The 12,505-nt window shown below is 60.5% G+C and carries 8 protein-coding genes and 2 pseudogenes; 6 read left to right on the forward strand and 4 right to left on the reverse strand.

Going from position 1 to position 12,505, the window contains the following annotated elements; translation table 11 throughout:
- Positions 1-123: pseudogene (locus tag WKW79_RS22880) on the reverse strand (IS3 family transposase); the annotation flags it as partial.
- Between WKW79_RS22880 and WKW79_RS22885 the strand changes: the two are divergent.
- Entirely contained in the window at positions 111-1,067 is a 957-nt protein-coding gene (locus WKW79_RS22885) for an SNIPE associated domain-containing protein (RefSeq protein ID WP_479694196.1), read from the forward strand. The pseudogene WKW79_RS22880 and the gene WKW79_RS22885 overlap by 13 nt on opposite strands.
- Before the next feature lie 581 nt (positions 1,068-1,648).
- On the opposite strand, the gene WKW79_RS22890 is transcribed toward WKW79_RS22885, so the two are convergent.
- A complete protein-coding gene (locus tag WKW79_RS22890; protein ID WP_340337509.1) occupies positions 1,649-2,929 on the reverse strand; it encodes a site-specific integrase in 1,281 nt (426 codons plus the stop codon).
- Between the two features lie 288 nt (positions 2,930-3,217).
- Between WKW79_RS22890 and WKW79_RS22895 the strand changes: the two genes are divergently transcribed.
- The 5 genes from WKW79_RS22895 (at position 3,218) to WKW79_RS22915 (ending at position 10,889) form a co-directional block, all read left to right on the forward strand.
- The gene (locus tag WKW79_RS22895; protein WP_340337510.1) at positions 3,218-3,655 is read left to right on the forward strand and encodes a helix-turn-helix domain-containing protein; all 438 of its coding nucleotides are present in this window, start codon (positions 3,218-3,220) and stop codon (positions 3,653-3,655) included.
- A gap of 1,155 nt (positions 3,656-4,810) precedes the next feature.
- Positions 4,811-5,362 carry a hypothetical protein gene (locus WKW79_RS22900; RefSeq protein ID WP_340337511.1) on the forward strand — a complete coding sequence of 184 codons (552 nt, stop codon included), beginning with the start codon at positions 4,811-4,813 and terminating at the stop codon, positions 5,360-5,362.
- 89 nt (positions 5,363-5,451) lie between these two features.
- A complete protein-coding gene (locus tag WKW79_RS22905) occupies positions 5,452-8,364 on the forward strand; it encodes a hypothetical protein (RefSeq protein WP_340337512.1) in 2,913 nt (970 codons plus the stop codon).
- Complete coding sequence (locus WKW79_RS22910) at positions 8,303-9,523, forward strand: ATP-binding protein (protein WP_340337513.1); 1,221 nt, start codon at positions 8,303-8,305, stop codon at positions 9,521-9,523. The genes WKW79_RS22905 and WKW79_RS22910 overlap by 62 nt, the downstream gene beginning before the upstream one ends.
- Positions 9,495-10,889, forward strand: a complete 1,395-nt coding sequence (locus tag WKW79_RS22915; protein ID WP_340337514.1) for a hypothetical protein — start codon at positions 9,495-9,497, stop codon at positions 10,887-10,889. The genes WKW79_RS22910 and WKW79_RS22915 overlap by 29 nt, the downstream gene beginning before the upstream one ends.
- Positions 10,890-11,096: 207 nt before the next feature.
- Here the strand turns inward: WKW79_RS22915 and WKW79_RS22920 are convergent.
- Both WKW79_RS22920 and WKW79_RS22925 read right to left on the reverse strand, forming a co-directional pair.
- Positions 11,097-11,228: pseudogene (locus WKW79_RS22920) on the reverse strand (transposase); the annotation flags it as partial.
- Positions 11,229-11,464: 236 nt separating this feature from the next.
- On the reverse strand, positions 11,465-12,502 hold the full coding sequence (locus WKW79_RS22925) for a Bug family tripartite tricarboxylate transporter substrate binding protein (RefSeq protein ID WP_340337515.1): 1,038 nt from the start codon (positions 12,500-12,502) through the stop codon (positions 11,465-11,467).
- Between the last annotated feature and the right edge of the window lie 3 nt (positions 12,503-12,505).

The raw sequence follows: 12,505 nt of genomic DNA on the forward strand, positions 1-12,505 counted from the left end.
GCCGATCTTGCCGGCGATCGATTCGATCGCAGCCCACTGCGACGGGTACTGGTCCTTGGCATCAAACACCATGCGCACCGCGCGCTCCATGACCTCGGGGGAAAACTTCGGTGACTTTCTCATCTTGGCTCCATTCTCAATCGAAGGAGCCTCCTCAAAAGCCGGGGCGGTTCACTACCGCTGAGGGCAAGGCGATGGTGCGCGATTTTTCCAAGCTCATGTTGCGCGCCTTCAATGCCGAAGCGGACAACCTCGTCCGTTCGCTCAAGCCGTACAAGCTAGATGCCGCCGTGGAACGCCTGCGCAAGGTGGCCTCGACCATAGAGCGCCTCGGTCGCAGCATGGACATCCGGGTTTCAACGCAATACCTGCGCATTCGCATCGACGAGTTGACCTTGACCGCCGATTTTTTGCATAAGCAGGCCGAAGAGAAGGAGGCCGATCGCGCCGAGCGCGAGCGCCTCAAGGAGGAGCGAAAGGCTCAGCAGGAGTTGGAGCGCGAGCGTGAACGCCTTGAAAAGGAGCGCGCACACTACGCCAACGCGCTTGCGGCGCTTGAAGCAAAGGGAGATCTGGAGGCGGTCGCACGCATACGCGATCAACTTGCCGACGTGGATCGGGCACTGTCGGATGTCGACTATCGAGCAGCCAATATCCGTGCCGGCTATGTCTACGTGATCTCCAACATCGGCTCATTTGGCGAGGCGATGGTCAAGGTCGGTATGACTCGTCGACTCGATCCAAGGGATCGCATCCGGGAGCTGAGCGACGCGTCGGTGCCGTTCAATTTCGACGTGCACGCGCTCTTCTTCTCTAAGGATGCCGTGGGCATCGAGGGCCAGATGCATGCGCGTCTGAGCGAGCGGCGCGTCAACGCTGTCAACCGCCGACGCGAGTTCTTCCGCGTAACGCCGCTGGAGGCCAAGATGCATCTGAGCGAGCTCGCTGGCGAACTGCTGGAATTCGAGGACATTCCTGAAGCCTTGGAATTTCGCCAAAGCCTGTCCCAAGTGCCTGCACCGATCGTTCTTGCTACTTCGCAATCCGCCAGCCTTGCGACGCAGTGATCTCGCAGGGATGAGGCATGTCGCTTCAATGCAGGCGTTGGCTCGGCTCGGCTGTCAGAGACGGTGCCACCAGTGGCTGGGACCGACTTCTGGCTCTGCTTCACCCAGGTCGGCTGGTTCGAGCGCCATGGAGGCGGTCGTGGGACTGGGGTGGCCGCCGGCCCGGTTCGGAGATGGGCCATCCGGGCTGGCTGGCCGCAGTAGGGCTGGCGCGTCGTGCGTTCCGGCTCGCTACGGCCGCCGGTCATGTCGTCATGTACGGGCAGCAAGAGCAGCATCTTCGCATCTGCTCGCGCAGGGCGGCTCTCAGTTGCTTTGGCAACGCGCCGAGTTCTTCCAAGCCACGGCGTAGCAGTCCCATGCCAGCTCGACCTGGCCAGCAGTTCGGCCTCGCCCAGGATTAAGAGCGATTTTGGCTTGTGCGTGGATCGGCCTGACTCAGGGCCGAAAGGAGGGTGACAATTTTGGCGGGGCGAAATCGTCATCAGCAATGCTCCGACGATTCCGTGCCGACGGGCGCGTTTCACCAAGGTAGTTTCACAGCTGAGGCGTTGTCTGCCAGGAAGGACACCCAACGCGACTTATCGCGGCGGACCATCCAGCATGTTGGCAGTAGAGCTGCCGAGCAGATCGCCGGCTCGGTAGTACCCCATGAAAACCTCCCAGTTCCGGTGCCCAGTCATCTTCATTGCCTCGCCCGCAGGGACTTGTTGCCGTCCCGCTTCCGTGACAAAGCCCGAGCGCAGGGAATGCGCCGAGTAGTGCCCGGCAAGTCCGGCAAGTTGTGATCGGTTCATGACGATTGTGCGCACAGCACGAGGCGTCAATGGCTCTGCAAGAATCCGCCCGCTTTTCAACACACGTCGAAAAATTGGCCCCTCTCGTACGTCGGCCAGCTTCAGCCAAGCCGAAAGGGCTTTGGCAGCCTGGCCCGCCAGTGGCTTCTGCGTGGAGTCATCGAAGGTTCCCTCTTGGTTGTTTTTCGAGTGTCCGAGCAGATAGATGTAGCCACGAGCACCATGATCTTGAAGGTTCTCAACGGTAGCTGCGGCAACTTCGGATCGGCGCCGACCGCCGCTCGACCATGCAAAGCAAAGGAGCGCGCGATCTCGTACGCCACGCGGCGACGCGTCGCACGTTTGGAGGATGGCTTCCAGGTGATCTCGGGTCAGAGCCATTTGCTGGCGAGGACGGACTTGGCGTCTCGCGTAGCCCGTACGCACCATGCGGATGAGTTGCCGCACAGCAGGGTAGGAGCAGGGGTTGTCCAGTTCGCGTAGTTGATGTGCAGTAGAGAGTACGGATACGCGATGAAGAAGGGTGCTGAGCGCAAGCGGCCCGGGCTTTCCCTTGAAATGCGTTGCCACGAGCAGCCGATCAATCTCCTCGGGCAGGTCGTGTACGAGCCGAACCGGGCGGCCTGTGGTGACCTGGCCGTCGTCGCAGTCCGCCAGGCGCTCGGCGTGGTCCACGATGAATTGCAAGACCACCGGGACGCTCACCGGGAGCGTGAGGGGCTGGCCGTAGCGGGCAGCAAACCATGCCGACCAGTAGCGCGTGGCCGTGGCGTAGGAGGCGAGCGTGTTGGGCGACTGGCCTTGCACCAGGAACTGGCCCACGGAGGCTTCCGTCAGGCCGGAGACGGCCTGGGGGTCGAGCAGGGGAACCTCGAGCGGCCGCAACACCGCGAGTGAATGAGCGTCCACGCCTTGTGCTGCGATGGCGAGATCGGTCGGAGGAGGGCGGTCCAGCGCCGATGGTGCCGAGCCCGCCGGGGCCAATGACTCCGGCTGTGGTGAGCCCGCCGGCAAAGCCCCTTCGACCGTCGGCTTCGAATCACAAGGCCCCTCACTTATTGCCATGCGAGCGCTCCTTGGAACGGTGACCCGGATGGACGTCCGGGGCGGGCCGGGTCCTGGCCGCGCCGCGGGCTGCCTGGCGGACCGGTTGGACAGGACGCCATTCAGCACGATTATCGGCTCCTACGACCGCGCCGTGGGGCGAGGGCGGCGGCGAAAGGCGCCGTCGATACCGTGGAAGTGCCCCTGCTTGCGCTGCCCTGCGTGATGCGCACCTGCGGAGCGCACGCGGCGCGCGTGGAAATCCCATGCACGCGCCCGGAGGCGGAGTTTGGTTGGGCACAATGCACCATGGCCAACATCGCAGCCCTGCTGAAGTCCGAAATTGCCCGTGTGGCGCGCAAGGAAGTGCGCGCCGAGATCGAGAGCCTGAAGAAGGCGAGCGCCCAGCAGCGCGGCGCCATCGCGCAACTCAAGCGCGAGGTGGCGCACCTGCAAAAAGACCTTCGACTCACGCGCACGCGCGCAGGCGCGGCGGTGGCGCTTTCTCCCGCCGCGCCAGCTGCCCACCAGCCCAGCAAGCGGCGCTTCAGCGCCGCGCGGCTGGCCGCCCACCGCGCAAAGCTGGGGCTTTCTGCGGCGGCCTACGGGCAACTCGTGGGCATGAGCGGCGCCACGATCTACAACTGGGAGCAGGGCAAGTCGCGCCCCGATGGGCAGCAGTTGAGCCGCCTCGCCGCGCTGCGGGCGATGCCGCGCAGCAGCCTCGTGGCGCTTGCAAACCCCTAGTGGCGCGGGAAACGCCTCCCCTGAATCGGTCTTGCTTCGCGGAATTGGCGGGCTGTCGGGGCCATGCGCCCCCCTTCCCGCCTTATAACCATGGCAAGTCTATGGTCTTATGCAGCGCGCAGCGACGTGCGTTCCGAGGCGATCTCAGGCGTCGCGTGGGACGTGCGGCAAACCCCGGGTGAGAGGCGCATTGAGCGGGTCTCGAATCGACGCGATGGGCTCGCGTTTAAGCTGCGATTCTGGCCAAGCGCAAGCCCTTGTAGATGTCATTCTGGCCATCTGGATTTTCTGAGAGAAAGTCGATCAACAATGCGCAGGGAGGCGCTTCTGACCAGCATCCAATCGTCACCCCGAGAGAGGGGTCTCGACATTCCGCTTCATTCGACAGGAAGTCAAACAAGAATGGTTCGAAGTTCGGGATGCGGAGCATGACGACACTTTGGCAGATGTGTGGCGAAGCTGAGGGATGCTGCTTCCACGCTGGGAACATGCTGCTCTGACCTTATTTGGCCATTGGACAATAAAGTCCAATATTGTTGAATGAGCATGAAAAGCGTGGCCACACAACTAAGCGAAGAAGGTGAAGCCGATGAGTTCATGTTCTCGATGACCTTCGGCCCATCGTGAAACTGATTCGAACGCGTTTCGCAATCCGGTCAATCGTCTGGACAGAACCTTGAATTTGTTGAGCTTGCAGGGACGAGCGCGGCGGCAAGACGTCTTGCTCGAGCAGCCTTTCAGCGCGCGAAAAACGGCCGCGGCAAGCTGCGAAACGAAGGCGCGAAATGGCTGGACTCTGATGGCCAGGACGTCAGCTCGAGGCAGGTCTCATCGCAGCTTGAAAGCTCGCTGGAGCGGACCGTTTTGCGTGCCGATGCGAAAACTGGAATGATTGGAAGCGTCAAGACAATCGTGTCTGACGTTCACCAGGACAGCGGAAGATGGACTGAAACTTTCGAAGCCTTACGGGCCCCGACCCGAAGGGTGGGTCGGGGAGCGGAAGCGTTCGAGCGCGATCCGGTCCTGTAGGCAACGCAGTCGGAGAAGACTTTTCCAAGGTTACCCGTTAGGTGGGGTGCCGTCAAGGGGAAGGTCTGGGACTGCTTGCGTCTGAGTCGAGGCATCTTCGGGACGTGTCAAGAGAAGGAGCTTTTCATGACCTTGAATCACAACCAGGAGTCCAAGCGCGCGGGCGAAAGCTCGGCAGACACGCCACCGCCTGTGGGGGCGGCCAACGCCGATGTTTACACGCTTGGCAGCAAGCCGATGAGTATGAGGCTAGAAGGACCGAGTGGCCTCGGTAAGTCGCAATGGCTTGCAGACGAGATGCAGTTCCTGCGGCAGCGGAGTTGGGCGCGGTTATTCCAGGAGTTGCGCACGCCGCGTCAGGATTTCGCACTGACGCGCGCTGGCACCATGACCCTCGATGTCTGCACAGAGGGTTGTTCCCGGGACCACAAGGTCATCTTCATCGCGCGGTCCTTGAAGTTGACCCTGGAGATCCCATTCCATACGGCGCGCACTCGTTCTGCGATTTCCGCTGTGCAGCAGGCGGCGGCCGCGTTCCGTGGTGCACAGCACAAGATCGAGACGGTGGAGGCGGATCAACGCCTGTGCAGTGAAGTCCTCACCGCGCATTGCCGCAGTCTGGGTCTGGAGCTCAAGGCGACGGCACACCGTGTGCCCTTCGTGTGGGTGCGCGTCTGAGCGCTCGATAACCCGGCTGAACGCGGCCTTCTCTTGCTGCAGCGCAGCATGAAGGGCCGCTCAGCCCCTTGGCCATCACGAGGCAAAAAATGTCAGCACTGCGCAAGTTCACCACGCAGATGCAGCCGGCGCCGGCGCCAACACTTCAAGCCGCGCACATCGACCAAGGGCACGTGCCTTCGGCCGAGCAACGGCGTCAAATCGAAAACCTGGCGTTCAATCTCCGGTTGAAGGCGCCAGCACGCGACTATCTGCGTAAATGTATCGCCGCCCCCCACACGCCCGAGGGCGTCCTCGATGACAGAAGCACTGTGTTCCTGGATCCGCGATCGGGTGTCCAGTTGGTGATACCTAAGTGGATGGGCACCTTTGCGACGATCCTTGCGTCCGATCCGCGCACGGTCTTCATCTTCGCCTTTCCCGGGCCGGTGCCGCTGACCTTTCACAACGCAGCTGGAATCGCGACGACGGGCAATCTGTATCAACCCCATTTCCTCGTCGTGCGGAAGACGGAAATCGTGGTGTTCCGCGTCACCCGGCGCGCCAAATTTCTTGTCGCCATGAAGCGCAGCCCGTCGCACTACTTCCGAGACAAGGAGGGCAGGATGCGATTCGCTCCGGCGGAACAGTTCTACGCCGACTATGGCTTCGGTCACGAGCTGATCGATGAAACCTGCGTCAGCCGGCAACTGGCGGAGAACACCCGCTTCCTCGAGCGCTTCCGCCGCCCGGGCGCTTTCGAGTTGGAGCCGAAGGTCGTTCAGCGTCTGCTGGGCGCCGTGCAGCCGCAGGGCCTGATGGCATTTCATCACTTGCTCAAGGACGGGTTCAGTGCCAACGAGATCTTCAAGGCGGTGGCCGACGGCGTGGTATACGTCGACCTTTCCAAGGACCTGCTGGACCTCAGCGACAGTCTCGTCATCTACAGCAACGAATCCGCATATCAGACGCTGCATGCGGTGGCGGCCGAACTGCTTCAGCCCCCGCCTCCGTACCCAGGATTTCGGATTCAACCCGGAACCGAAATCGAGTACGACGGCCAGCGCCATTTCGTCCTGCTCCAGGGTGAGCGCGACGTCACCCTGAGAGATGCCGCTGGGGATCTTTTGGTGATGCCGCAGTCCGATCTGCAGCTTCTCAAGAGGGAGGGACTGCTGACGGTCATCGAATCGGCCAACTCGCAGCTCGCGACGGCGCTCACCCGGTGCACCCCGGCAGAGATCGAGCGGGCGCTTGCGAGTCGTCAGGAACTGTATGAATGGAAGGCCGGGCGAGGGGCACAGCACTCCGAGCGCACGATGCGGCGCAGAGCAAGCGCCGTGCAGTCCGCCCGCAATTCGGCCGAAGAGCTCTTCCTGCTCTTGGACCACATGCGCAAGCGCGGCAACCGAACGGATCGATTCACACCCTTTGAGGAGAGACTGATCAAGCGGGCCATCGGGGCGTTCTACAACCAGCCTCACAAGCCCACAGCCAAGGGCGCCTATGCGATGTACGTCCAACTGCATCAGAGAAGCCAGGCCAAGAAGCCCGACATGCCTGTGCGCCGCATTTCTGAGGTTTCGTTCGGCAAGCGCTGCCAACCACCTGAGAATCACAGCCGGAGGTTGACCGACAGCGAGAAGTATCAGCTCAGGGCCGTCATCCCCTCCACGGATCTCACGCTGACCTACCACGGGGTCATTCCGCATGGGGTGTGCTACGTAGACCACACTACTGTGCCCATTGTCCTCATCGCACCGGACGGCACGAAGCTCAACAAGCCAACGCTGACGCTAGCCTACGATGCCGCGGTCAAGCGCGAACGGGCAATGATTCTGCTCCCTCAGGCGCCGAGTCTTCTCATCGTCTTCATGTTGCTTCGGGACTACGTGCGTCGCAACGGGTGCTTGCCGCGGGTTCTGTCCTTCGACCACGGGTCTGAACTCCTCACGCCGGACGTCAGGGCGTTCTGCAAGATCTATCGGATCGAGGCCGTCTACAGAAAGCCGAAAGAGCCGCGCAACGGAGCGCCCGTCGAGTCACGATTCGCCGCAGCCATGACGTACATCGCCAACATGAAGGGCAATACGCTTGCCTTTCGACGCGACGTTCGGATGGTGGACAAAAAAAGGGACCCCTTTCAAAACGATTCCGCCGAATGGACATTGCCCGGATGCTACTGGGCGCTCGAGTGGTACTTCTTCGAATACCACCCGAAGATGGTCAAGGACGGCGATTTGGGCATGACGCCCGAAGAGTTTGAAGCCAAGCGCTATAGGGAGACCGGCGGCAAGGAGATGCTCGAGCCATTCGAACTCGATCAGAACATGTTGCTTGCGACTTCTCCGCACCCAAAGAAGAAGTGGTACAGGGTCATCGACGCGCAGCGAGGCGTCAATGAGAACGGGAAGTACCACTGGCATCCCAGCTTCGCCACATCGGGCGGAAAGCTTGCCGAGGTGAGACTTGAGATCTGGATGGATCGACTGATCTATTGCCGTATCGAAGGCAATCCGTGGGTGGCGGCACTTTCGGACTCCTATCTACGCCAGCCATTCGAAACCGCTCATGAGGCAAACGTTCAAGCGCGCTATCAGCGAGCCGTGAACAAGCTTGGGGCGAGACAAAGCCGGATGGCGCCGGAGGTGCTCTGCCGGCTCGCTGCCACCTACGACCCAAAGAAGTTCGACGCGCGTCTGACGATGCAGGCGAACGAATCCATCTATCTGTACCGCCAGCTTGGCCTGACCACGCTGCCAGTGTGGCCGAGCGACACGCACGAGGGGATTGTGCTGCCCTGTGTCGAGATCACGGCCGCCGGCACGGAAGCCAGTGGCCTGACCAGGGAAGAGGCCGCCAATGATCAGGCGGCGGACGTGAGCATCGCTCCAAGCGCACAAACGGATGACCTTCCGCTCGCCGCCGGCGAAATCGAGGAACCCAACCTGGAGAACGACGATGACGACGACGATGATGAAAATGACGGCGACGACTCCCTCGAACTGCGCGACTTTTTCTGATGGGCCGGTCGACTCGTTGAAGGAGAACGGCGATCCGTTCCCTAAGGACGAACTCCAGGAGGAGATCGACAAGCTGTCCGACAGCGCTTCGAAACCCGGTATCGCCGAAAGATTGCGCAGCATCAGGACGCGCGAAGAGGCACTGAAACTTCCAACCCGACTTCGGCTGGGATGGTTTGCCAACCTGACGATCAAGCACGCAGAGCTGGAACGGGTTCTCAAGGATGTAGGCGAGCTTCTTTCTTCGGGCAACGGGTGTCAGATCATTCCAATCATCGGGATGACGCGTATCGGTAAATCCACGCTCATGGGCAAAGCGCTTCTCGAGTTGATACATGCATATGTTGGACCTGTCGCCATTCACGAGTTGCCATTCTTGGTAGTCGAGGTGCCTTCTACCGGGGACCACAGGCGCTCGTGGGCGGCCTTGTTTCATGAAATTCTTCAGGCAGGAAAGGAGCCACTCATTGAAGTGAAGAAGACGGTTCAGACATCTAAAGTGGGTGGCCTCTCCGTCCTTGCCACACAGAAGGCCAAGGGTGTCGATGGCTTGCGGCAATTCATCAAGCAAATGCTCGTCAATCGGAACATTCGCGTCATCGTCATTGATGAGGCGGTTCACCTCAAGAAGTACGGCGATTCCGAGAGCACCATGAACGCCCTCAAGTCAATGGCGAGCGTGAACAGCACGACCAAACTCCTATTGCTCGGAAGCTTCGACCTCCTTGGCATGGTGACTGGGCTCGACCAGGTGGTCAGTCGCGGCTCGATCGTTCACTTCAGGCGTTACGCCATTGGACGCAAGGAAGCGACGATGACGAAGGACGAGAGGGCGTTCTACCGTTGCGTGGTGAAGCTGGAGAACCTCTGGCCTTGGGAAAGTAAACCGCAATTGACGAAGAACTGGCGCAAGATTGGTCTGGCGTGCTGGGGGTCGATCGGCGCGTTGAAGACGCTTGCAATGCGCCTGTTGATCCTGCAGTCACGTTCGAAGGATGGCGTGCTTACAAAGGAGATGTGGATGAAGGCCAGCATGCCCAAGGAGGCTGTGAAGACGATCGAGGCTTGGGTGGTCAACGGCGAGAAGGCCATTGAGGGCTGGGAATACGGGTCGGGCGCATTCGACCCGGATGAACTGGAAGACTTGGTCGCAGCCTAAAGGTGCACATATGCGTGATGATTTCCGGTTCGAGGTACCTGGCTGGCGGCCGACGACCACGTTGCTGTACGGCCTGATGCCACGGGGATGGGGCACTGGGGATGTCGAGTCGGTCAAGAGCTATGAAATGTCTCTCGCCTTTGAGCATCGCCTCGCAGTCACGAAGCTTCGCCGATTTGTCGCGGGCCGCGCACGATTCGACGAAAGGTTCGTTTGCGAAGCAGAACTGAAAAATTTGATTGTTGCGACTGGTCGCACCGAACTGAATGCGTGCTCTCTGAGGTGTCTTGAATCGGTAGTCGGTAACGTGCTGGGGGATCCCACCAAGCGAGTATGTTTTGATTGTTGCAGGGCGGATCTGCGGCAACCGGGGGCGAAGTCCTACGGTCGGTTGCTGTGGGAGATTCCGGAGGTGACCTGCTGTCCAATTCACAAGAAGCAATTGCTCAAGCCGCAGTGTGGAAGGAGCACCGGGAATCGCAAGCACGCCTTCGGCTTTCTTCGTAGGATTACCATGTTTGGAGTCTGCGCGGAGTGTGGCGCCCTGGGATACCGTTGCAGTCAGCAGAAGCAGGAGCGAGCCTCGATTGAGGAGGTGCAGATCGCCCAGATGCTCACTGGCTTAGTGGCCGATTTGACGGAGATCAGTCTCACCGCGCCCGAGAGCGTCAAGAGGGCGGTGCGTCGATTGCTTGCGCAGAACGGAGGTTTGGTAGCCGTTGCGCAGCAAGCGAACATGAACAAATCAACACTGAGCCGGTGGCTTTCACAGTCCTCAGCAAGGATGCGCCTCAAAAACTTCGTTGCTCTTGCCCATGCACTGAAGGTGGATCTGAGCGAGCTCCTACAAGGCCGGGTGACTCACGTTTCGCTAAGGGCACTTCGTATCAAACGTGCCAGCTACAACTTCGTAGACCCGGAGGTCGCTCGCAAAGCCTTGGCAGACGCACTTCGGTGCGAGCAAAGCATGCATGTAGTTCGTCAAGTGACCGGATTCGATTATCGAGCTCTGCGAAGAGTTGATCCTGACATTTGCGAGCAATTAATCGATCGCGAGAGGCATCGGAGACTGACATTGAAGCAGCAGCGATATTCCTCGATCGCGAAGGAGGTACTTTCGGCCGCGAGGACATTGCACGCGAGAGGTGTCACGTTGACAAATCGAAACACCGAGTTGCTTCCCGGTGGGAGGTGGGGGCCAGTTCAGACTAGGTCAAGATTCCTGTCGCTGTTCCGCCGAGCCCTTGGAGACGAGTGCATTCCTTCGGTCCCGAATATGCCCATTGACCCTGAAATGGAGCGGGCAGTCAATGAAGCGGTGGCTACCTACAACGCGGAGACTGCAGCCCGAGGGAAAGTGCCCTGAACCTGCCCCTTCGCGAAATTACTAGGGCAGCCCGCGGCCGGACGGAAGTACTACGTCTGGTTATGACCGTAGAACGCGGCTAGGTATGGTTTCCGTCAAGGCTGATGCCCCACGGACCCTGCGCGAAGGCGTCCAGTTCGGCCTCAGCGGCCTCGGCGCTGGCGGCCGTGTAAATCGGCTTGATTGGGATAAGCACCGGCTCGAAGCCTCGAAGTTGCCTGCGCGGTCGCGCGGCACCTCGATGCGCAGCGGCCCGTCACGGGCCAGCACGGTCTTGGCGCTCCTGCCGTTGCGCTGGGTTGGCTCGACGCTCGCACCCGCACCATGAGACAAGTCAGCGCGACTGCCCGTCGGGAGCCGCCCATCGTCAGTCTCGGACCGCAAACAACGCCCTCAAAGTGCTCCGCTTGCAAACAATGTCAAGTTATGGTTTTTCTCAGCGGAGTTTCCATGCCAGATGCCGGGTCAGATGCGCACAGATTTGCTTATTTCACGGCCAACAATTACTTTGTTCCCCAGCTATCGAATTGATAGCAGGCTTTTTGTTTTCTTGGGATGATGAATGCGAATCCGGTTCAGTGCGCCTGCTTCGGCAGGTTCAGGCTTTGCAGCACCGGCAGCCACCGATCGGATTCCAGCTTGACGAATTTCGACAACTCTTGCGGCGTGCCGCCGCGCGGCTCCATGCCAATGGCGCGCGCGCGGGCGACAAAGCCCGGGTCTGCAATCACCTGGTTCACCGCCTTGTTCAGCCGATCGATCGAATCCTTTGGCGTACCGGCTGGAACGGAGAGCGAGTACCACAGGGTGGCCACCATGTCGAAGCCTTGTTCCTGGAAGGTCGGTGCGTCAGGCAGTTGGGGCAGGCGGTGGGTATCCATCACGCCCAGGACGCGCAACTTGCCTGCTTGAATGTAGGGCAGCGAGCCGGTGATCGAAGTGCCGTGGATGTCGATCTGGCCGCCGAGCAGCGCCTGCACGGCCGGGCTGTCGCCGTTGAACGGAATGTGCGTGGTGCTGATCCCCAGGTTCTTCTCGAACACGACGGGCGCGAGATTCGTCAGGATCGCGGCGCCAGGTGAGCCGCGATTGATCTTGCCCGGATTCTTCTTTGCATACTCGACCATTTCCTTGATGTTCTTGTAGGGCAGGTCGGCACGGCCCACCAGGATGGCCGGCTGATAGGCGATCTGCGTGACTGGCGCGAAGTCCTTGGCTGGATCGTAGGGCAGCTTTTCGTACAGCACGCTGTTGTTGGCCAACGTGCCGAGCGACGACACCAGCACTGTCTGTCCATCGGGCTTGGCGCGGGCAACATAGTCTGCGGCGAGGATTCCACTCGCGCCGGGCTTGTTCTCGATGATGACATTCATGCCGTGCTTGCCGAGTTCCTGCGCGAGGATGCGGCAGTACTGGTCGGTGCCGCCGCCCGCTGCAAAGGGCACGACGATGCGGGTGACCTGCTGTGCGATTGCCGAGCCGATGGTGACGCCTGCGATCACGCAGCCGAAGAGGAATTTCCGGTAGTTCAATTGCTTGTCTCCTTGTTCTGCTCCATGTGGACTGGCTGAAATCAGTCTAGTTCGCGGCTCCGGCGCCGCATCTGCATTCAATGA

The organism is Variovorax robiniae, from assembly GCF_037889955.1.
Classification (GTDB): domain Bacteria; phylum Pseudomonadota; class Gammaproteobacteria; order Burkholderiales; family Burkholderiaceae_C; genus Variovorax; species Variovorax robiniae.

Bases quoted from the DNA above. Each gene is read 5' to 3' on its own strand.
- WKW79_RS22895 (WP_340337510.1), top strand. From the start codon at position 3,218: ATGGCCAACATCGCAGCCCTGCTGAAGTCCGAAATTGCCCGTGTGGCG.
- WKW79_RS22905 (WP_340337512.1), top strand. From the start codon at position 5,452: ATGTCAGCACTGCGCAAGTTCACCACGCAGATGCAGCCGGCGCCGGCG.
- WKW79_RS22910 (WP_340337513.1), top strand. From the start codon at position 8,303: ATGACGACGACGATGATGAAAATGACGGCGACGACTCCCTCGAACTGC.
- WKW79_RS22890 (WP_340337509.1), bottom strand. From the start codon at position 2,929: ATGGCAATAAGTGAGGGGCCTTGTGATTCGAAGCCGACGGTCGAAGGG.
- WKW79_RS22900 (WP_340337511.1), top strand. From the start codon at position 4,811: ATGACCTTGAATCACAACCAGGAGTCCAAGCGCGCGGGCGAAAGCTCG.
- WKW79_RS22915 (WP_340337514.1), top strand. From the start codon at position 9,495: ATGAACTGGAAGACTTGGTCGCAGCCTAAAGGTGCACATATGCGTGAT.